General features: G+C 63.6%; 20 protein-coding genes. 15 read left to right on the top strand and 5 right to left on the bottom strand.

Going from position 1 to position 19,792, the window contains the following annotated elements; translation table 11 throughout:
- Positions 1–11: 11 nt before the first annotated feature.
- The 4 genes from IWX63_RS06445 to IWX63_RS06430 all read left to right on the top strand — a co-directional run bounded on the left by IWX63_RS06445 (position 12) and on the right by IWX63_RS06430 (position 3,024).
- Positions 12–389 (top strand): hypothetical protein, encoded by a 378-nt coding sequence (locus IWX63_RS06445; RefSeq protein ID WP_199277341.1) that lies wholly within the window; start codon positions 12–14, stop codon positions 387–389.
- 79 nt (positions 390–468) lie between these two features.
- Positions 469–1,203 carry a lipoyl(octanoyl) transferase LipB gene (gene lipB, locus IWX63_RS06440; protein WP_199277340.1) on the top strand — a complete coding sequence of 245 codons (735 nt, stop codon included), beginning with the start codon at positions 469–471 and terminating at the stop codon, positions 1,201–1,203.
- Positions 1,200–2,201, top strand: coding sequence for a lipoyl synthase (lipA, locus tag IWX63_RS06435; protein WP_043446934.1), 1,002 nt, complete (start codon positions 1,200–1,202; stop codon positions 2,199–2,201). The genes lipB and lipA overlap by 4 nt, the downstream gene beginning before the upstream one ends.
- A gap of 70 nt (positions 2,202–2,271) precedes the next feature.
- Positions 2,272–3,024, top strand: a complete 753-nt coding sequence (locus tag IWX63_RS06430) for a DUF4191 domain-containing protein (protein WP_199277339.1) — start codon at positions 2,272–2,274, stop codon at positions 3,022–3,024.
- A gap of 95 nt (positions 3,025–3,119) precedes the next feature.
- On the opposite strand, the gene IWX63_RS06425 is transcribed toward IWX63_RS06430, so the two are convergent.
- Positions 3,120–3,557, bottom strand: coding sequence for an RDD family protein (locus IWX63_RS06425; RefSeq protein WP_199277338.1), 438 nt, complete (start codon positions 3,555–3,557; stop codon positions 3,120–3,122).
- A gap of 257 nt (positions 3,558–3,814) precedes the next feature.
- On the opposite strand from IWX63_RS06425, the gene glnA (IWX63_RS06420) reads away from it, so the two are divergent.
- Complete coding sequence (glnA, locus tag IWX63_RS06420; protein WP_043446939.1) at positions 3,815–5,239, top strand: type I glutamate--ammonia ligase; 1,425 nt, start codon at positions 3,815–3,817, stop codon at positions 5,237–5,239.
- Between the two features lie 5 nt (positions 5,240–5,244).
- Here the strand turns inward: glnA (IWX63_RS06420) and IWX63_RS06415 are convergent, their stop codons facing one another.
- Together IWX63_RS06415 and IWX63_RS06410 are read right to left on the bottom strand one after the other, a co-directional pair.
- Complete coding sequence (locus IWX63_RS06415; protein WP_199277337.1) at positions 5,245–6,324, bottom strand: tyrosine-type recombinase/integrase; 1,080 nt, start codon at positions 6,322–6,324, stop codon at positions 5,245–5,247.
- Entirely contained in the window at positions 6,299–6,685 is a 387-nt protein-coding gene (locus IWX63_RS06410; RefSeq protein ID WP_199277336.1) for a helix-turn-helix domain-containing protein, read from the bottom strand. The genes IWX63_RS06415 and IWX63_RS06410 overlap by 26 nt, the downstream gene beginning before the upstream one ends.
- A 104-nt stretch (positions 6,686–6,789) precedes the next feature.
- Here IWX63_RS06410 and IWX63_RS06405 point away from each other — a divergent pair, with 104 nt between their 5' ends.
- The 10 genes from IWX63_RS06405 (at position 6,790) to IWX63_RS06360 (ending at position 14,778) form a co-directional block, all read left to right on the top strand.
- Positions 6,790–6,987, top strand: a complete 198-nt coding sequence (locus IWX63_RS06405; RefSeq protein ID WP_199277335.1) for a helix-turn-helix transcriptional regulator — start codon at positions 6,790–6,792, stop codon at positions 6,985–6,987.
- On the top strand, positions 6,984–7,286 hold the full coding sequence (locus IWX63_RS06400) for a hypothetical protein (protein ID WP_199277334.1): 303 nt from the start codon (positions 6,984–6,986) through the stop codon (positions 7,284–7,286). Before IWX63_RS06405 ends, IWX63_RS06400 begins: the two co-directional genes overlap by 4 nt.
- A gap of 231 nt (positions 7,287–7,517) precedes the next feature.
- Complete coding sequence (locus IWX63_RS06395) at positions 7,518–8,603, top strand: AAA family ATPase (RefSeq protein ID WP_199277333.1); 1,086 nt, start codon at positions 7,518–7,520, stop codon at positions 8,601–8,603.
- The gene (locus tag IWX63_RS06390) at positions 8,600–8,818 is read left to right on the top strand and encodes a hypothetical protein (protein WP_199277332.1); all 219 of its coding nucleotides are present in this window, start codon (positions 8,600–8,602) and stop codon (positions 8,816–8,818) included. The genes IWX63_RS06395 and IWX63_RS06390 overlap by 4 nt, the downstream gene beginning before the upstream one ends.
- A gap of 634 nt (positions 8,819–9,452) precedes the next feature.
- Complete coding sequence (locus IWX63_RS06385) at positions 9,453–10,775, top strand: terminase large subunit domain-containing protein (RefSeq protein WP_334685696.1); 1,323 nt, start codon at positions 9,453–9,455, stop codon at positions 10,773–10,775.
- 1 nt (position 10,776) lies between these two features.
- The gene (locus tag IWX63_RS06380) at positions 10,777–12,102 is read left to right on the top strand and encodes a phage portal protein (protein ID WP_199277330.1); all 1,326 of its coding nucleotides are present in this window, start codon (positions 10,777–10,779) and stop codon (positions 12,100–12,102) included.
- The gene (locus IWX63_RS06375) at positions 12,099–12,623 is read left to right on the top strand and encodes a VG15 protein (protein WP_199277329.1); all 525 of its coding nucleotides are present in this window, start codon (positions 12,099–12,101) and stop codon (positions 12,621–12,623) included. Before IWX63_RS06380 ends, IWX63_RS06375 begins: the two co-directional genes overlap by 4 nt.
- 486 nt (positions 12,624–13,109) lie before the next feature.
- Positions 13,110–13,382, top strand: coding sequence for a hypothetical protein (locus tag IWX63_RS06370; RefSeq protein ID WP_199277328.1), 273 nt, complete (start codon positions 13,110–13,112; stop codon positions 13,380–13,382).
- Positions 13,383–13,507: 125 nt separating this feature from the next.
- Positions 13,508–14,383 (top strand): phage major capsid protein, encoded by an 876-nt coding sequence (locus IWX63_RS06365; protein WP_199277327.1) that lies wholly within the window; start codon positions 13,508–13,510, stop codon positions 14,381–14,383.
- A gap of 68 nt (positions 14,384–14,451) precedes the next feature.
- On the top strand, positions 14,452–14,778 hold the full coding sequence (locus tag IWX63_RS06360; RefSeq protein ID WP_199277326.1) for a hypothetical protein: 327 nt from the start codon (positions 14,452–14,454) through the stop codon (positions 14,776–14,778).
- Between the two features lie 575 nt (positions 14,779–15,353).
- Here the strand turns inward: IWX63_RS06360 and IWX63_RS06355 are convergent.
- Together IWX63_RS06355 and glnA (IWX63_RS06350) are read right to left on the bottom strand one after the other, a co-directional pair.
- Complete coding sequence (locus tag IWX63_RS06355; protein WP_199277325.1) at positions 15,354–18,362, bottom strand: bifunctional [glutamine synthetase] adenylyltransferase/[glutamine synthetase]-adenylyl-L-tyrosine phosphorylase; 3,009 nt, start codon at positions 18,360–18,362, stop codon at positions 15,354–15,356.
- Between the two features lie 32 nt (positions 18,363–18,394).
- Entirely contained in the window at positions 18,395–19,735 is a 1,341-nt protein-coding gene (gene glnA / locus IWX63_RS06350; protein WP_199277324.1) for a type I glutamate--ammonia ligase, read from the bottom strand.
- Positions 19,736–19,792: the final 57 nt, after the last annotated feature.

The following is a 19,792-nucleotide window of genomic DNA, read 5'->3' as shown; positions in this document are numbered from 1 at the left end:
GACAGGCAGTCATGAAACGCATCCCTACCGACGCAGCCGACGCCTGGCGTCCGGTGGACGAGGCCGTCGGGCTCACCTTCGAGGACATCGCCGGCATCCCGCAGCCCTGCCGTCTGCGCTGGCGCGGATCTCTGTGGCAGGTCGTGGGTCCCCGTCGCCACTGGTCCACCTGGCGGGCGCTGCCCGCCTCTCCAGCCGGCATGGAGGACGTGCGCCCGGTCCACCCGTGGCGGGCGGATTTCTGGAGGTTCCAGGCCCAGACCGGTCCCGTCTCCCCGATCCTCCACTTCGAGGTGCGGCGCGCGGGCACGGACTGGCGGCTGGTCCGCCTCGGCGCGACCTTCGAACTCCCCGGTCGGTCCGAGGACCAGCACGGACCGCCCCGCTGACCGTGCCGGTCCGGTCGCGCAGGCCTGGGCGGGGGCCTCACGGAAGGAAGGTGTCACCGCGCGGGACTAGGCTTGGGGCATGACTCTTGTGCTGTCGCGCGTCGGCCTCGCTCCGGATTACCTCGAGTACACGCAGGGGTGGGAGTTGCAGAAGGAACTCCACGCCCGGGTGGTGGAGGGCACCGCCCCGAGCACCGTCCTCCTCCTCGAGCATGCCGCCGTGTACACGGCGGGCAAGCGCACCGAGGATCACGAGCGGCCCTTCGACGGCACTCCCGTGGTGCCCGTCGATCGCGGCGGGAAACTCACCTGGCACGGCCCGGGACAGCTGATCGGATACCCGATCCTGGCGCTGCGGGAGCCGGCACGGGTCGCCGAGTACGTCCACACCCTCGAGGAAGTGATCATCGCCTCACTGCGCCCCCTCGGGATCGACGGCATCAGGATCGACGGGCGTTCCGGGGTCTGGCTCGCGGAGACCGACACGCAGCCCGCGCGCAAGATCGCCGCGCTCGGCATCCGCGTGAGGAACCGCGTCACCATGCACGGCTTCGCGGTCAACTGCAGCAACGATCTCGCGCCGTTCCAGCAGATCGTCCCCTGCGGCATCACCGACGCCGGCGTCACGTCCGTCTCCGCCGAATGCGGCCGCACGGTCACGCCGGCGGATCTCGTTTCGTCGATCGAGGCCGAACTGCGCAAGAATGAGGCGGTGCTGGTGGGCAAGGACGACACCGAGGCACCCCACCACCCTGCTGGTGCCGGCGACACACCCGGTCCCGCCCAGAACCAGTCAGAAGGAGCTTTCCTGTGAGTCTTGCACCCGAGGGCCGCCGCCTGCTGCGCGTCGAGGCGCGCAACGCCGAGACACCGGTGGAGCGAAAGCCCGACTGGATCAAGGCCAAGGTGAACATCGGCCCGGAGTTCGTGGCCATGAAGAACCTCGTGAAGAAGGAGGGCCTGCACACCGTCTGCGAGGAAGCAGGCTGCCCCAACATCTTCGAGTGCTGGGAGGATCGCGAGGCCACGTTCCTGATCGGCGGTTCCGAATGCACCCGACGGTGCGACTTCTGCCAGATCGATACCGGCAAGCCGCAGCCCCTCGACCGCAGCGAACCCTTCAAGGTCGCCCAGTCGGTGCAGTCGATGAACCTGCGCTATGCCACCGTCACCGGCGTCGCACGCGACGACCTGCCCGACGAGGGTGTCTGGCTCTACGCGGAGACCATCCGGCAGATCCACAGCATGAACCCGGGCACGGGCGTCGAGATCCTGATCCCCGACTTCTCCGGCCGTCCCGAGCACATCGCCGCGATCTGCGACGCCGCCCCCGAGGTCTTCGCCCACAACGTCGAGACCGTGCCCCGCATCTTCAAGCGCATCCGCCCGGCCTTCCGGTACGAGCGCTCCCTCGATGTCATCACCCAGGGGCGCGACCGCGGCATGGTGACGAAATCCAACCTCATCCTCGGGATGGGCGAGACCCGGGAAGAGATCTCCGAGGCCCTCCGCGACCTGCACGACGCCGGCTGCGACCTCATCACGATCACGCAGTACCTGCGCCCGAGCGAGCGCCACCTCCCCGTGGACCGCTGGGTGAAGCCCGCCGAGTTCGTCGAACTGAGTGAAGAAGCCGAGGCGATCGGCTTCCTCGGCGTCATGAGCGGGCCCCTCGTGCGCTCGTCGTACCGCGCGGGCCGCCTCTGGGCGCGCGCCATGCGCAAGAAGGGCCTCGAGCTCCCCCCGGAACTCGCCCACCTGGACGAGTCCGGATCCGCCCTGCAGGAAGCGTCCTCGCTCCTCGCCGGCTGACACACCCGCCGTGCAGGGCGGCGGGCAGTCCGGCCGCCGCTCCCCCGCCATCCCGTAGAATCGAAGAACTATGTCGCACACGATCGATCCTTCCGGTTCCCCCACGCCCAAACGCCGTCTATTCTCGCGCAAGCCGAAGGCCGCGAAGGGCCCGAAGAAGACCGGGCGGATGAAGCAGGTCTCCGAAGTCTTCAAGATGACGCGGCGCAACGATCCGAGCGTCGTCTGGTTCATGCTGCTGGCCTTCGTCGGCATCATCGCACTGGGCCTGCTGATCGGCTTGCTGATCGACAACGTCATCACCCTGATGATCATCGCCATCCCGCTCGCGTTCCTCGCGGCGATCTTCATCCTGTCCCGCCGGGCCGAACGCGCGGCGTTCTCGCAGATCGAGGGGAAGCCCGGCGCCGCCGGAGCCGCCCTCAGTGTCCTCCGCCGCGGCTGGATCCTCCAGGAGCAGCCCGTCGCAGTCAATCCGCGTACCCAGGACGCCGTGTTCCGCGTGATCGGCCGGCCGGGAGTCATCCTCGTCTCGGAGGGTCCGTCCACCCGGGTCAAGCAGCTCGTCGACGGCGAGAAGCGCAAGATGGCCCGCATCATCCCGAATGTTCCGGTCCATGTGATCGAGACCGGTCGCGACGATCGCCAGGTCCCCCTGTCGAAGCTCCCGAAGACGGTGCAGAAGCTCAAGAAGACCCTCACCAAGCAGGAGGTGTCCGCCGTCGACAAGCGGTTGAGCGCCCTCGGCACGAAGCTCCCGATCCCCAAGGGCGTGGACCCCTTCAAGGCCCGCCCAGACCGCAAGGCGATGCGCGGACGCTGACCGCCCGTCGCACGGACCACGCCGGACACACTAAGAGCCCCTCCCATCGGGAGGGGCTCTTCGTGTGTCACCGACGCGATGCGGCAGAGACGCCGCTAGATCCGGAAGAGCCCGGTCCCGCGCGCCCGGTCATGGAGTCCGCGCTGGTCCGCGTCGATGATGAGCGCCGGGATCACGAGGCACAGGAGCACGCTCCGGATGGTCGCGGTGAGGTAGCCGGCGGGCCTGCCGTCCAGGGTCTGCACCTGCATGCGCAGAATGCGATGCCCGATGCTGTAGCCGAAGAAGCCGACCAACAGGATCTGTTCGATGAGGAAGAGGTACAGCGTGGCGAAGGAGTCGTACCCGAAGAACGCAGCGGACAGCAGCGAACAGATGACCCAGTCGATCAGGAGCGCCGCAGCCCTCGGCTGGAATCGGGCGATCGACCCAGGACCCGATGCGGGCCGCCCGAGCCGCTGGCCGGGCCACTGCTGGTTGCCCGACGGCGGGGGGCCTTCCATCCACGAACCGATGTCGTCTCTATTTACCACGCCTCCAGCCTACCCGGCGGCGTGCGGCGACATTATGCCCCCCGACCTCAGGGACGCGCTAGGGTAGGAGGCGCACTTCCCCTCATGTAACGTCCCGGAAACAACGGCGACACCAGCGAGAAACTGCCCGCTCCTACAGTTGGAGCGAGACGGCGGCAGCGTTCCATTCCGCCAGAGCTCGTGACTTCCCGCGCGGTGCAGGGGCACGCGCTGGCGTCCAGTCTTCCTCCCCAGCCCTGCGATAGGAGCACCAATCGATGTTTAAGAATGCGGACGAGGTCCTCAAATTCATCGCCGACGAAGACATCAGGTTCGTCGATGTCCGGTTCACCGACCTGCCCGGCGTGCAGCAGCACTTCAACGTCCCCGCCAAGACGGTCGACGCGGACTTCTTCATCCACGGACAGCTCTTCGACGGCTCCTCCATCCGCGGCTTCCAGGGCATCGCCGAATCCGACATGCAGCTGATCCCCGACGTGACGACGGCGTTCATCGATACGTTCCGCGCCGAGAAGACCCTCGCGCTGAACTTCTCCATCGTCAACCCGCGCACCGGCGACCCCTACCACCGCGATCCGCGCAGCGTCGCCGAGCGGGCCGAGGCGTATCTCTCCTCGACCGGCATCGCGGACACGGCGTTCTTCGCCCCCGAGGCCGAGTTCTTCATCTTCGACAACGTGCAGTACGAGTCCTCCCCGCAGGGCAGCTTCTACAAGGTGGACTCCATCGAGGCTCCCTGGAACAGCGGCCGTGAGGAGGTCGGGGGCAACCTCGGCAACAAGACGCCGTTCAAGGGCGGCTACTTCCCGGTGTCCCCCGTCGACAAGCAGGCGGACCTGCGCGACGCGATCTGCGTCGAGCTGGACAAGGCGGGCCTCGAGGTCGAGCGCTCCCACCACGAGGTCGGCGGCGCCGGCCAGGCCGAGATCAACTACAAGTTCACGACCATGACGCACGCTGCGGATGACCTGCAGAAGTTCAAGTACATCGTGAAGAACGTCTCCAACGCCTGGGGCAAGTCGGCGACCTTCATGCCGAAGCCCGTCTTCGGCGACAACGGCTCCGGCATGCACTGCCACCAGTCGCTGTGGAGCAACGGCGTGCCGCTGTTCTACGACGAGCGCGGCTACGCCGGCCTCTCGGACATGGCCCGCTGGTACATCGGCGGCCTGCTCAAGCACGCCTCCGCCGTCCTGGCCTTCACCAACCCGACGGTCAACTCCTACCGCCGCCTGGTCAAGGGCTTCGAAGCCCCGGTCAACATGGTCTACTCGCAGGGCAACCGCTCCGCCGGCATCCGGATCCCCATCACCGGGTCCAACCCGAAGGCCAAGCGCATCGAGTTCCGCGCGCCGGACCCGTCGTCGAACCCGTACCTCGCCTTCGCCGCCCAGCTCATGGCGGGCCTCGACGGGATCAAGAACCGCATCGAGCCCGCGGATCCCATCGACAAGGACCTCTACGAGCTCCCCGCCGAGGAGGCCAAGGACATCCAGAAGGCCCCCGGCTCGCTCGAGGAGGCCCTCCTGGCCCTCGAGGCGGACAACGAGTTCCTGCAGGCAGGCGACGTCTTCACGCAGGACCTGATCGACACGTGGATCGAGTACAAGCGTGAGATGGAGATCAAGCCGCTCTCGCTGCGCCCGAACCCCTACGAGTTCGAGCTCTACTACGGTGTCTAGCTAGATCAAAGGGATGCAGCGGGTTTAGTCCGCAGAGAGTCCGCACGAGCTATCAGAACATTCTGAATTGCAGCTCGTGCGGACTCATCTTTGTCTGGCCACATGTGCCCGTAAGTGTCTAGCGTCGTCTTAGCGGACGCATGACGGAGGCGCGTCTGAACCACCTTCACGTCAAGCCCCGCAGCAATCAGCAGGGATGCAAAATAGTGCCGCAGATCGTGGAACCGGAAACCTTCGGGTAGGTCCTCCACTTCGTCCCTGATCGCCCGGAACTTATCCTCAATCCGGTGTGGCGACACGGACCGCCCAAACTCGCTTGTGACGAGTGTCTGGCTCCCCCACCGGGCCGGAACCTTGGAAAGCTCTGTTGCCAGGTCACGCGGGATAGGAATAGCCGTCTTAGAAATCTCGGTCTTCAGAGGCTCTGCCGGATACTGGATCGCTGGTGTGATGATCCCGCGCATGAAATCCACATCGTCAACCCGCAGCACGGCAACCTCCGCAATCCGCAGTCCAGCGAACGCGCCCAAGAGGACCGCTGGCCGCATACTCTCTGGCATCAAGTCATGGAGTGCCCACACTTGCTCTGTCGTCGCCACATAAGCGCGTTGCTTACCCGCGCCCGGTGACGTGCGACGACTCAGCGGGGAACGCATTATGATCCCGTCATGCACGGCGTCAGCCATGATCTGAGCAAACCGTGAATGGATCGCGTAGACGGTCGAATCAGCGTAGCCGTCAGCTTTGAGCTTTACCGTCCATGCTTTGACCTCAGACGGGCGAACCTGGGACAACTGACGGGACCCGAACGCGGCGACAATATGCTTCACATGGACGCTCGCCTGCCGAACGGTGGAAGCCCTCTTGCTGCCATACCCGGTCAACCATGTGGCGCACCACTCCCCCACAGTCAACCGTGCTTTTTTTGGGTCCACATACGAGCCGGTGACGACAGCGGCGGTAACCTCGTCAGTCCAGCGTTGAGCGTCTATCTTCCTGGGGAAGTGCCTAGCGTGTTCCTTGCCGTCCGCGTCCCTGTACCGGGCACGCCAACGGCCATCAGGCCTCTTCTGGATGCTCGCCATCTTTGCCCTCCATCCAGCCGAGCCACTTCAGGCCTTCAGGAATAGACATTGCGTTCTTGGGCCGTTGCTCAACATGTTGCAAGTCCGTGCCGTGAGCCAAGTTCTCAAGCGGAACCCCGTATAGGTCAGCTAGTGCGTACGCCTCGGACAATTTGATCATCCTCTGGCCCGACTCAACCTTGGCGACAACTGTTTGATGCCACTTGAAGCCGTACATTGCCGTCATGAGGCGTGCCACCGTGTTCTGTGGATAGTCCAAGAACTCCCGACGGATTCGTGCGTTCTGACCAAAGTTCTCATCCAATGTGCGGACAAACTCGTACCCATATTCGCCGCCGGGGCGCCAGTCTTGTTGATCCATGAACACCACTGTAACCGACTATCGGTTGACGTGCGCGATTGAAGGTGCTTTGATAGCCATACCCGGTTCAACCGATAGTCGGTTACTGAAGCCAAGGAGTAGTTATGGAAGTCAAGGCATATCACCTGATGACACTGGAGGAAGTCTCGGAAGAGACACGCGTCCCGATCAATACACTCAGGTTTTACCGACACAAGGGCGAAGGTCCGAAGTTTGCAAAAATTGCCGGCCGTCTTATGGCTCGCCGCGCTGACGTAGAGAGATGGCTCGACGCCGCGTTCGACTCTGAGGAATCAGCGTGAGCGCCAGAGCGGACATGGCCGAAGCCTGGGCAAGTGGCTACTGGCACGGTACCAGCCATACCGGGCCACTGAATGAGGCTGCAGTGAACGCAAAAAACCCCCACCGGAACGGCAATTCCAGTGAGGGCAAAGAATCAACTCCCGACAAGAAGAAGGTTCTAATGAATCAGGTTACCAAATGGCCCGCCACTGTTACAGACCTCGTAAACCTCGCCGTCGAGCGGGGGATGAAGCCCTCCGAACTGTGGGGACAGCTTGAGCAGGACCTGGGACCGGCAACCGCGGGAGTCACCAAGTGATTCAGACTGTCCTCGAACTTGACCTTGCAGACTACCCCAGCGACCACCCACGCCTCTATGACGTTTACCAGTTTGAACGGCAGAGCCAATGGTTCGTCGAAACCCTGGATCCGGGAAGCTACGTCCGCTTGCGGGTAGGCAGTTACATGCCGCACACGTCACGGGAGTTCTTCCGCGCAGACCTTATGTGGCAAATCACAGCCAAGGACCCCCAAACCCTCAAAGCGTGGCATGAAGCACTGGAAGGGGCACCCCAGCTTGCGGAGTTCTGAAACCTTACCCGACCCACTAGACAGCGCGTTCGCCGCAGACTGGCTGACGGAGCAGATCCTCCCTGCCGTCGAATACGTCGTCCCTGGAATCATCCCCGAGGGTCTGACCCTCCTTGTGGCACCCCCGAAAATTGGCAAGTCATGGATGGTGCTTGGCCTGGGAGTCTCTGCGGCAACAGGTGGACTCGCGTTCGGCACCATCCCCGTCGACGGTCGCCCCGTCCTCTATCTCGCTTTGGAGGACGGGGCGCGACGGCTCCAGTCACGACTCCACACGCTGGGAGTGAGCGAAGGGCCTAAAGGTCTGTACTTCATGACCGACGTTCCATCAGGACCACTCACCACCATTGCAGCCTTCCTCGACCGTCACGCCGAAGACAAGCCTTTGGTCATCCTCGACACGCTGGGCAAAGTGCGCGGCACCTACGGCGGAAACGACGCTTACGGCAACGACTACTCCCAAATGTCTGCACTCAAAGACTTGGTAGACAGACAACCAGGATCATCCCTGATCGTCGTACACCACACCAACAAGGGCGAAAAGTCAGACTTCCTCGACAGCGTTTCCGGCACACAAGGATTGGCTGGGGCTGCTGACAGCATCCTCCTGATCCAGAGGGACCGGCAAACCGAAAGCTCGACCCTTCACGTCACTTCCCGCGACGCAATGGAAGGTCAGTACGCGCTCAATCTTACTAACGGAACGTGGAACCTCGACGGCTCCAGTCTCCGTGATGCCGCTGAAGCTGTACGCAACCGGGCAGCAACCGAAGGTGTAGGCGACGACATGGCCGAGCTGGTCACCCTTATCAGCAAGTACCCCGAAGGTATGAAGCCAAAGGACGTGGCGGGACTGCTCCACTGGGAAGACAGCAAGACCCGGCTTTACCTCAGGAGGGCCACCGAAGCCGAACGCATCAGCAATCCGAAGCGGGGCCTCTACACACCTGTAACTACTGAAACAAGTGTAACTATGCTCCCTGCAGTTCCCGCTGAAAGTAACAGTAGTTACAGAAGTTACACCGATATACGGGAGGCATCGTGAACTGGGAACGGCTAGCCACAATCAGGCAGCGGATCATTGAGAGGCAGGACCGCCGGCTCACTGAGCGTGACCAGACCATCGTTGAACTGACAGCCTCAGTGGTTCAACTGGAGGACGACTACGACGCGATAGAGGCCGAGTTGAACGCGCTCACCATCATGCGCACACCACCCCGCGTCGTAACCGTCGAACTACCTACCTCGGATATCTGGTGAGCATCCTTAAGCCGTGCATCAACTGCGGCGACCTCAGTGAACAATCACGCTGCGCTGACCACCGACCCAAGCCAGCACCCAAGCCAAGCAACAAGCGTAAGTCTCTGGAGTACGACACGGCATGGGACAAGCTCAGTAGGCGAGCACGTAAGGCGCAACCATTCTGCCTATGGTGCGGTGCCACTAAGAACCTCCAGTGCGACCACACACCGACCGCATGGGAACTAAAAGCAGCAGGCAAAGTCATCCCACTATCAGCGGTGCGCGTTCTCTGTGGTCCATGCAATGTCCTCGCGGGGCAAGCACGACCGGGACCAGGACAACGCACCAGCGAAGACCGACCCGAACCACTAGTCGCACTTCCACCAGCCGGACGCAACTTGACAAACAGAACAACCAGGGGAGGAGACCCGAACGAGTCACGCGAGATCCCCCCGGCAAGGCAAAGTTTGAGTAACACCCCTAGGGGTATGTCTAATGGGGGTATGGTGGGCACGTGGTAGCCGGTCCTAAGGCCGCTATTACGGCTGAGCCACTGGACTTTAGCCACTACCCTACGGACGCAGCAGAGCGGCGTATACGGTTCATCCATGAATACCTGTTTGTCCCTCGTGGGCATGGTGCAGGTGAGTCAGTGGAGGTTCAGGACTTCCAGCAGGACATTATTCAGGGCAGCTACTCACCGGGTATCCGTAACGCGCTGGTAAGTATGCCGAGGGGTAACGGGAAAACGTCTCTCGCGGCAATGCTGGCGGTTGCTGAAATGTTTGTGGGGCAGTTCTCTGCTGAGGTTCTAGTCGTCGCCAGTGACCAGCGGCAGGCGAACGTCACGCTCAATCAGGCTAAACGGATGATCGCATTGAATCCTGAGCTGGCAGACCGCGTGCAGGTGTTCAGTGATCGTGTTTATGTTCCTCACACTGACTCGACGCTGACCCCGTTACCGGCTGAACCTGACTCATTGAACGGCTGGGACGCAACCTTGATTGTGGTCGACGAGCTCCACGTCGTAACCCGCTCTGTCTGGGAAGCAATCACCAGCGCATCGGGTAAACGTCCGCAATCCCTCACCCTGGCTATCAGCACACCGGGAACGTCTGAGGATTCGATTATGTGGGATCTCGTGAAGCTGGGACGCTCCGGTGAAGATCCCGCGTTTTTCCTGATTGAGTTCGCTTCTCCTGAGGGGTCAAGCTCCGACGATATGGACGCGGTGAAGGCCGGTAATCCTGCCATGACCTGTGCTAAGCCGTTTCTGTCTGAGGACGGTCTACTGGCGGCGCGCAAGACACTACGGGAACCCACTTTCAGGCAGCTTCGCATGGGCCTCTGGAGTAAAGGTGTGGAGTCTTGGCTGGAGTTCGGGCAATTCGAGGCACTGGCTGATTACGCGCTTACGGTACCGAACCGGGCGCGGGTAACGCTTGGCTTTGACGGCTCATCCTCTGGCGACTCGACCGCGCTAATTGCTTGCACCGTAGAACCTAATCCGCACGTCTTCGTGATCGGCATCTGGGAAAACGGCGGATTACCCGGCTGGCGCGTACCTCGTGAGGAAGTTTCCGCGCACGTAGACATGGCCTTTGAGCAGTTTGACGTAGTGGACATGGCCTGTGATCCCTGGGGCTGGAGGTCGGAAATGGAGCAATGGGCCAGTAAGTACGGCTCTAAACGAATCCTCGAATGGGACACCAGCCGGCGTACCCGTATGGCGCCGGCTACTGACCGGCTTTACCAGCTCATCAATACCAAAGAGATCTCCCATGACGGCGACACCCGGCTAATGACGCACTTCACCAATTGCGTAGCCGAGGTCACACCACAGGGAACCGTCGTAACCAAAGACAAGCGCGTATCCAAGAAAAAGATTGACGCTGCGGTAGCAACTATCGCCGCCGTGGACCGGGCGCAATTCCATAGCAACACCACCAAAAAGAAAAGGGCGATGAGCTTCTAATATGACGACACTTTCAGCACTGACGACCAAACTGGACACCGAGCAGCCGCGACTTGACAAGCTGGACCGCTACTGGCGCGGTGAGCAGCCTACAGCGTTTCTGTCACCTAAGAGCGTGGAAGCACTGGGCAACCGTCTGCGGTCCCTCACTGTGAACTACCCCAAGCTCTCCGTCTTGTCCCTCGTGGACCGTCTGCGGCTAACTGGCTTCCGTATCGGCGGCGACCCCACTAACCCACCAGACGCGGCTCTGTGGTCCCTCTGGCGGCGTAACGGGATGATTGAAGGCCAGTATGAGGCCATGAAGGATGCACTGGCTTACGGGCGCGGCTACGTCGTTGTTTGGGTCGGTCCTCGTGGTGTTCAGATCAGTGTTGAGTCACCCCGGCAGATGACCGTGAGGCGTGACCCGGCTACCCGCGAAATCATCGACGGCGTGAAGCGGTGGAAGGCTGACGGTCACGGATGGGCGACCATCTACACCGGGACTGAGATCACCACCTACAAGACCAGAAACACCGTAGGCGACGACTGGGCACTCATCCCCGGCAGCGATTGGGTACAGCAGGGCGACTCCGTGGCTAACCCATTGGGCGTACCTCCGATCGGTCAGATCCTGAACCGTGACCGTCTTCTCGACTTCGACGGCGTAAGCGAAATGAGCGGAATTCTCGACCTGACAGACGCACTGGGCAAGATCATGCAGGACGCAATGATTACCAGCGAGGACTACGCCCGACCGCGCCGCTGGGCTACCGGCCTGGAGGTCACAGAGGACGACGAGGGCAACGTCGTAAACCCGTTTGGTGACGACTCTAAGAAGGTGTGGACGAATGAGGCACCCGAGGGAAAGTTCGGACAGTTCGCACAAGCTGACATGTCCGGTTTTGAGACGATGGCTAACCTGCTGATTACTCAGATCGGCGCTATCAAGGGACTGCCTACTCATTACCTGGGCTTGCAGACTGACCAGCCGCCGTCCGCTGACGCTATCCGCTCTGCTGAGGCTTCCCTCGTGGCACACGCAAATACGTTGCTGCGCATGTTTGGCGCTGACTTCGCATGGATCGCTGCGCTAGTTGTGGCAGTGCGGGACGGCGTGGACCCCTACACCGTGGACGTGGAAAGCGTTTGGGCGAACCCTGAGACGCGGACCCCGGCCCAAGCTGCGGACGCTGCGGCCAAGCTGGCGGGTATCGGTGTCCCACTGGAAACCCTGCTGGCAGATGAGCTGGGATACGACCCTACCCGTATTGCCGACATCATGGCTAAGCGCCGTGGTGAGTCGCTGGAGAAGGCCGCCACTGACCTAAGCCGTCTGGTATGACCTACGAGCAGAACGTCTCTACCCTGGCGACGCGGACCGCTGACGCTATCGAGGGCCTATGGACGCGACACCGTGAAGGCCAGTTGAGCCTTGACGAGTTCAAACAGTCAACGTCACTACTCCTGACCGCTGCGAGGGCTAAGGGGGTAGCCGTGTCCGAGCTGACGTTAGCTGGCTACCTACAGGAGGCTCTAGGCTTCGTTCCCGCGTTCGCTGGACTACCGGTGGTCGACGTGACACCACGGCTGGAGAAAGCACTCACAACCATCACGACATCGGACCTAGACACTGTGATGCAACTCAGACGCCTAGGTGAGTCCGAGGTACTGGAGGCAGCGGCCAATGGATTCAGTGAAGCAATCCGGCTGAACCCCCGCGTGACCGGCTACACCAGGGGATTAGAGGCTGACCACTGCGAGCTTTGCATGTGGCTCTATAAGGACGGCTACGTGTATCCAGCAGACAAGCCAATGAACACCCATAAGGGTTGCAAATGCCACCCCGTACCCGTAACGAATTAGGAGATCCGCAATTGACTGCACAGCTCGAAGAATCCACCGAAGAACTGACCGAACCGACTACCCCCGTAATCGAACCGTCCGAACCGGTCGAACCGTCAGAACCGTCCGAACCGTCCGAACCGTCCGAGACCGAGGAACCCCCAGCAGAACCTAAGGTCTTTGACGAGTCCTACGTTAAGGCGCTGCGGAAAGAATCAGCAGGCTACCGTGAGAAAGCCAAGCGGGTAGACGAGATGGGCGCACGACTCCACACAGCCCTAGTCACGGCCACAGGACGGCTACAGGACGCCACAGACCTACCGTTTGACTCGGCACACCTGGACGACGCGGACGCGCTCACGACGGCGATAGATGCCCTCCTGACTTCCAAGCCGCACCTAGCGAGCCGGAGACCATCAGGCTTCATTCACCAAGGAGCCACACCTTCCGAGAGTAATGTGGGTCTCGCTGGGCTACTCAGAGCCCGCGCCAGCTGAGGGGGACGCAATGGCGAAAAAGCCGCATAACTTCGAATGGATCGGGTTCACCGAACAACAGCGCGAGTTGCTGAACTTCATTGACTTCATCGGTAACAACGGATGGGCCCGTAATAGCCAGACTGACGAAATTATGACCAAGCAGTTGGCAGAGTGTGCCGAAGAGGGTCTTTCAATAGATCAAATCATCGACGCAATGCAGGCCATTGGCTACGACGAACGAACCTGCCGCCAATTGAAGCGTTGGGAGAGCAAACGGCTTACCGGCAAGTTTGGCAGATAGTCCTATTGCGAATGATTCGCAATAGGTGTACCCTGAAGGGGATGGACCCGGAGTCCGTCCCCTTCGCTTGTCCTGGAGGCCAGCGTGAAAACCAGAAACCACTTTCACGTAAAGGACTACCTCTCATGGCACTTGACTCCACTACCAACGCTGCGGAACTGACCGAAGAAACAGTCATTAAGCAGCTTGTTCAGCCCCTCGCGGCCTCATCGCAGTTCCTTGCCGCCGGACCGCGCATGATCGACACCGCCGGCCCTGTCCGCATCCCCAAGCTTGGAAGCTCTACAGTCGCTACCCCTTGGATCGCACAGAACGAACTAATCCCGGACTCTGATGTTGATTTTGATGAGATCCAGCTCCTGCCCTCGACCATGAAGTCCCTGAAGACTCTGACGAAGTTCAGCAACGAACTATCCCGTCAGTCGGTCATCGCCCTTGACTCAGCGATCCAGCAGAAGCTGGTCTCAGACGTCGCGGCTGCAATGGATACTCAGCTCTTCAGTGCAAGCGGTGACGGCATCACCACACCCAAGGGTCTCTTCGCCTACACGGGCACACAGAACCTTGCCGTCGGCGGCGCTCTCACTCTCGACCACCTGCTAGACGCGCAGGGCCTACTCATGGGCGCCAATGCGAACGTGGACGGCGCCAAGTGGGTATTCACGTCTGGCGACTTCATCAAGCTCCGCAAGCTCAAGGACACGCAGGGCCACTACCTCGTGCAGCCCGACGTTGCCCGTGGCGCAGGGTTCACCCTCTTCGGAGTCCCCGTCATCATCAGCAACCGCGTCCCGAACACGACCGGCGCAACCCCGACTGGCCGCGCCGCACTTGTCGACTTCTCACAGATCACCGTCGCCCGCGACGTTGCTCCTGCCGTGAAGCTCCTTGACCAGACGTTCGGTGACTACGACCAGCAGGCCATCCGCGTGGTCTACCGTCTCGACGCCGCACCTGTGAACCCTGAGGCAATCGTCACGCTGACCGGCATCACTCGCTAGTCAGACCGTGACAACCGGGCAGGCAACTCTAACCGGGTTGCCTGCCCTTTCCTTTAGGAGGGAAACCAATGGATCCACTAGCAACAAAAGTTGCCGCACACATCGGGCGGCACAACGACGCAGACACCATCCAGCAGGCATCCGACCACCTCACCACCATCAGGGCCTTCGTCTGGGGATACACCAGGGGACGCGGCTTCGTAGGACGTGACATTGACCTACCGGTAGCATCCATTCAGGCTGTCATCGTGTCGGCCTGCACACGGCTAACAGCCAACCCCGAGCAAGTCACCACCTACACGGCAGGCGACTACTCCGAACGCGGGGCAACCCTACAGGGCTTCATCCTCCCCGAGCTGGCAGTCCTCAACGGCTACAGGCGGCGTGCAGCGTGAGACTCACTGACAAGGTAGAAATCTGGGAACCAGGTCCTCCCACGGTCGATCGATACGGCAACCAGGTGCCCGGTCAATACGAGTACGTTTCCACCGTCCCGGCTAACGTGTCCTATCAGCGGGTAGAGCGGGAAAGCGAACCGGGCCGCGTGGATCTCATCGAGGAACTACGGGCAATCATCGGACCCTACGACTTCGACCCCACCACCACGCGGCTTAAGTGGGATGGGCGCATGTTCTACACGGACGGACCACCAATGGTGCGACGCCGGGACGGGCGAACCCACCACCTCACAATCCCTCTGAGGTTCGTCTAGCAACACGCGGGGCCCGTCTAGTCCGCAGAAAGTCCGCAAGAGGTCCGCAAAGGGGTACTTATCCACAACCACGGCCAACCATAAAAAACCCGGAAACAAGCGGATCTAAGCACTTCTCAACTACAGCCAATTACCCTTGTTTAGTTCGAGCTCTACTACGGCGTCTAGCCTGCACTCTTCACCATGAGGCACCGACGACGGCGGCCGTCCCCCACCGGGGACGGCCGCCGTTGCCGTTCCCGGTGGGGGACCGGACCGCTAGTACCCGTAGAAATGCCGTTCGAAGATGCTCCGGCTGCGCCTGGTCATCCGGAGGTAGTCCTCCTCCAGGTGGGAACCGCTGTCCGGTCCGTAGCCGCACCACCGCGCCACCGCCTCCAGGTCGCGGCGTGAGGAGGGCAGCAGATCGGACCCGCGGCCGCTCCAGATGACATTCGCCCCGCGGATCCGGGTGGCGAGGGTCCAGCTGCCGCGCAGCGTGGCGACGTCCTCCGCCGGCACCAGCCCCTCGTCCTCGATCACCTGCAGGGCGGCGAGCGTGGACTGCACCTGCAGGGCAGGGAGCGCGTGCGCGTGCTGCAGCTGGAGGAGCTGCACCAGCCACTCGACGTCGCTGAGGGCACCGCGTCCCAGCTTCAGGTGCCTCGACGGGTCGGCGCCGCGCGGGAGCCGTTCCGCCTCGACGCGCGCCTTGATGCGCCGGATCTCGCGGACATCGTTCTCACCGAGTTCCCGCGGGTACCGCACCGGGTCGATGACGTCGAGGAATTCGGTGGCGAGTCCGTCGTCGCCCGCCAGGGGCCGCGCCCTCAGGAGCGCCTGCGCCTCCCACACGAGGGACCAGCGGCGGTAGTACTCGCGATAGGAGTCGATGGAGCGCACCATCGGGCCCTGCTTGCCCTCCGGGCGGAGGGCTGCGTCGATCTCCAGCACGCGCTCGGCCAGCACGGGCGGCTTGCAGGGCTGCGTGAGCAGCGCGACCAGTCGCGCGACGATGGCCTCCGCCTGCTTCTGTGCCGCCGACTCGTCCGCCCCGGGCCGCGGCCGGTGCACGTAGATGACGTCGGCATCGGACCCGTAGGTAATCTCGCGGCCGCCCTGGCGACCCATCGCCATCACGACGACGTCGGTGAGCTGTTCCTCCCCCGCGAGCACCTGCTTCTCGGCCACGTGCAGGGCGCCGAGGATCGCCGCCCGATCAGCGTCGGACAGCGCCTCCCCCACCTCCGCCTGGGACAGCAGGCTGGAACTGTCGGCGATGGCGATCCGCAGCAGCTCACGACGCCGGATGAGCCGGATCAGGCGGATGGCTTCCTCCGGCTCGGGATGCCGCGACATCTTCGACCGGATCTCGTGCCACTGGGCCTCGAAGGTGTCCGGGACGAGTTCGGTGTCGGAGCCGAGCCACTGGGTCGACTCCGGCGACACCTCCAGCAGGTCGGTGATGAACCGGCTGCTCGACAGGACGGCGCAGAGCCGCTCCGCCGCGGCGTTGGAATCGCGCAGCATGCCGAGGTACCAGTGGCTCTCGCCGAGTGATTCGCTGAGGCGGCGGAACCCGAGGAGCCCGGCGTCGGGATCCACGCCGTCCGCGAACCAGCCCAGCAGGATGGGCAGGAGCTGCCGCTGCAGCAGCGCGCGGCGCCGGAGCCCGCCGGTGAGCGCCTCGATGTGGCGCATCGCGCCGCGCGGATCCTGGTAGCCGAGGGCCGCGAGGCGGGCCTGCGCCGCCTCCGCCGTGAGCTGCACGTCCTCGGGCTGGAGCGTCGCCGCGTTGTTGAGCAGCGGCCGGTAGAAGATGGACTCGTGGAGCCGCTTGACGAGCCGCCGCGTGGACTGCCACTTGTCGTGGAGGCTCTGGGCGCTCGGACGCACCGTCACCATGCACCCCTCGGAGGACCGCGCCAGGGCGCGCAGGGACGTCTCGTCCTCGGGCATCAGGTGGGTGCGGCGCATCTGCATCAGCTGGATCCGGTGCTCGAGGACCCGCAGGTAGCGGTACGCGTCGTCGAGGTCCAGGGCGTCGGAGCGCCCCACGTACCCGGCAGCGCTCAGGGCGGCGATGGCGGAGACGGTGTCGCGCACGCGCAGCGACTCGTCCAGCCGTCCGTGGACCAGCTGCAGCAGCTGCACGGTGAACTCGACGTCGCGGAGGCCTCCCGGCCCGAGCTTGAGCTGGCGTGCCTCCTCGTTCCGCGCGATGTTGTCCGTGACGCGGCGGCGCATGGCCCGGACGCCCTCGACGAATCCCTCCCGCTGGGACGACGCCCAGATGAGCGGGGCGATGGCTTCCTCGTACCGCCGGCCGAGGTCCGGATCCCCCGCCGCGGCGCGGGCCTTCAGGAGGGCCTGGAACTCCCAGGTCTTCGCCCATCGCTCGTAGTAGGACACATGCGACTGCAGCGTCCGGACGAGCTGACCGTCCTTGCCCTCGGGGCGGAGGTTCGCGTCGACCTCCCACAGGGCCGGCTCCTGTCCGGGCGAGTAGACGCCCCTGGACATCCCGGACGCGAGCCCCGTCCCGATCCGCGTGAGCGTCGTGTCGTCGAGGTCCTCCCCCTCCACCACGTAGACGACGTCGACGTCGGAGATGTAGTTGAGCTCGCGGGCTCCGCACTTGCCCATCGCGATCACGGCGAGCCTGACCCGGGCGACGACGTCGGACCCGTACACGTCACCCAGTTCCGCCCGCGCGACGGCGAGGGAGGCCTCCAGCGCGGCGGCGGCGAGGTCCGCGAGTTCCCGCGCGACGACGGGCAGGTAGTCGACGGGCGCGCAGTGGCCGAGGTCGCGGACGGCGAGGTCCGTCAGGCGCCTGCGATAGGCGACCCGGAGCCGGCAGTACGCGTCGACGCCGATGGCGCCCGCGACGGGATTGGCCGCAGCCGGGTCGGCGTAGACGGAGCGGAGGAGTTCCGCGCGCAGGTCCTCCGGGGCGATGATCGGCGGTGTCGCCGGCCGGGTCCTCACGACGTCCAGGTGTTCCGGGTGACGCATGAGGAACTCCCCGAGCGCCTCGGTGGCGCCCAGCAGGCGGAACAGCAGGCCGCGCCGGCCCCCGTCGGAGAAGGCCGCCGTGACCGCCGTGCGATCGACGGCCAGGAGCCTCACGAAGGACTGCAGCGCCATGTCCGGGCTGGCGGCCATGGCGAGACCCGCGAAGAGGTCGTCGTCGTTGAGGCCCCGCAGCTCCGGGGCGTCGAGGAAACGCCGGCTCTTCTCGAGGTCCGTGAAGCCGTAACTGATCAGCTTGCGGTTGAGGCTCATCCCCCAACCCTAGCCATGTCCCCGGACGGGCCTTACAGGATGTTGAGGTTCCGGCGCAGCTCGTAGGGGGTCACCTGGATGCGGTAGTCGTGCCACTCGGCGCGCTTGTTCCGCAGGAAGTTCTCGAAGACCTGCTCCCCCAGGATGTCCGCGACGAGCTCGGACTCCTCCATGACGCGGATGGCATCGTGCAGGCTGGCGGGCAGCGGGTCGTGGCCCATGGCGCGGCGCTCGGCGGCGGTCAGGCTCCAGACGTCGTCCTCGGCGGCCGGCGGCAGGTCGTAGCCCTCCTCGATCCCCTTCAGGCCCGCCCCCAGGAGCACCGAGTAGGCGAGGTAGGGGTTGCTCGCGGAGTCGATGCCGCGGTACTCGATGCGTGCGGACTGGCCCTTGTTGGGCTTGTACAGGGGCACCCGGACCAGGGCGGAGCGGTTGTTGTGGCCCCACGACAGGTAGCTGGGCGCCTCGCCGCCGCCCCAGAGCCGCTTGAACGAGTTCACGAACTGGTTGGTCACGGCGGTGAACTCGGGGGCGTGCCGGAGGATACCGGCGATGAACTGGCGTGCGGTCTTCGACAGCTGGAACTCGGCCCCGGCCTCGTAGAACGCGTTCGTATCACCCTCGAACAGCGAGAAGTGGGTGTGCATCCCGGACCCGGGGTGCTCCGAGAACGGCTTCGGCATGAAGGTCGCGTAGCTGCCCGAGGTCAGCGCGACCTCCTTGATGATGGTGCGGAACGTCATGATGTTGTCGGCGGTCTGCAGTGCGTCGGCGTAGCGCAGGTCGATCTCGTTCTGCCCGGGGCCCGCCTCGTGGTGGCTGAACTCGACGGAGATGCCCACCGATTCGAGCATCGCGACGGCGGTCCGGCGGAAATCCTGGGCCACGCCGCCCGGCACGTGGTCGAAGTAGCCCGCGTGGTCCACCGGCACGGGCTGGCCGTCGGCGCCCGGCTCGGCGGACTTCAGCAGGTAGAACTCGATCTCGGGGTGCGTGTAGCAGGTGAAGCCCATGTCGGCGGCCTTCGCGAGCGTCTTCTTGAGGACCCCGCGCGGGTCGGCGGTGGACGGCTGGCCGTCCGGAGTGAGGATGTCGCAGAACATCCGGGACGTCTGCTCCTTCTCGCCGCGCCAGGGCAGGATCTGGAACGTGGACGGGTCCGGCTGGGCCAGCATGTCCGACTCGTACACCCGCGCGAGCCCTTCGATGGAGGAGCCGTCGAACCCGAGGCCCTCCTCGAACGCGCCCTCGACCTCGGCCGGGGCGAGGGCCACCGATTTGAGGGAGCCGACGACGTCGGTGAACCACAGCCGCACGTAGCGCACGTCCCGCTCCTCGATGGTGCGCAGTACGAACTCCTGCTGCCGGTCCATGACAACCTCATTCCTCGAATCGATGCCCGGACCGCGCGGTCGGGGCGGCAGGCAGTC

This window comes from Arthrobacter sp. CAN_A2, from assembly GCF_015752045.1.
Lineage (GTDB): Bacteria > Actinomycetota > Actinomycetes > Actinomycetales > Micrococcaceae > Arthrobacter_D.
Note: the sequence above shows the minus strand (reverse complement) of the source record. Positions and strands in the feature narration are given on the sequence as shown.

Bases quoted from the DNA above. Each gene is read 5' to 3' on its own strand.
- IWX63_RS06430 (WP_199277339.1), top strand. From the start codon at position 2,272: ATGTCGCACACGATCGATCCTTCCGGTTCCCCCACGCCCAAACGCCGT.
- IWX63_RS06360 (WP_199277326.1), top strand. From the start codon at position 14,452: ATGGATCCACTAGCAACAAAAGTTGCCGCACACATCGGGCGGCACAAC.
- IWX63_RS06355 (WP_199277325.1), bottom strand. From the start codon at position 18,362: ATGAGCCTCAACCGCAAGCTGATCAGTTACGGCTTCACGGACCTCGAG.
- IWX63_RS06405 (WP_199277335.1), top strand. From the start codon at position 6,790: ATGGAAGTCAAGGCATATCACCTGATGACACTGGAGGAAGTCTCGGAA.
- IWX63_RS06375 (WP_199277329.1), top strand. From the start codon at position 12,099: ATGACCTACGAGCAGAACGTCTCTACCCTGGCGACGCGGACCGCTGAC.
- IWX63_RS06365 (WP_199277327.1), top strand. From the start codon at position 13,508: ATGGCACTTGACTCCACTACCAACGCTGCGGAACTGACCGAAGAAACA.
- glnA (WP_043446939.1), top strand. From the start codon at position 3,815: ATGTTTAAGAATGCGGACGAGGTCCTCAAATTCATCGCCGACGAAGAC.
- IWX63_RS06415 (WP_199277337.1), bottom strand. From the start codon at position 6,324: ATGGCGAGCATCCAGAAGAGGCCTGATGGCCGTTGGCGTGCCCGGTAC.
- IWX63_RS06370 (WP_199277328.1), top strand. From the start codon at position 13,110: ATGGCGAAAAAGCCGCATAACTTCGAATGGATCGGGTTCACCGAACAA.
- glnA (WP_199277324.1), bottom strand. From the start codon at position 19,735: ATGGACCGGCAGCAGGAGTTCGTACTGCGCACCATCGAGGAGCGGGAC.
- lipB (WP_199277340.1), top strand. From the start codon at position 469: ATGACTCTTGTGCTGTCGCGCGTCGGCCTCGCTCCGGATTACCTCGAG.
- IWX63_RS06410 (WP_199277336.1), bottom strand. From the start codon at position 6,685: ATGGATCAACAAGACTGGCGCCCCGGCGGCGAATATGGGTACGAGTTT.
- IWX63_RS06380 (WP_199277330.1), top strand. From the start codon at position 10,777: ATGACGACACTTTCAGCACTGACGACCAAACTGGACACCGAGCAGCCG.
- IWX63_RS06445 (WP_199277341.1), top strand. From the start codon at position 12: ATGAAACGCATCCCTACCGACGCAGCCGACGCCTGGCGTCCGGTGGAC.
- IWX63_RS06395 (WP_199277333.1), top strand. From the start codon at position 7,518: ATGAAGCACTGGAAGGGGCACCCCAGCTTGCGGAGTTCTGAAACCTTA.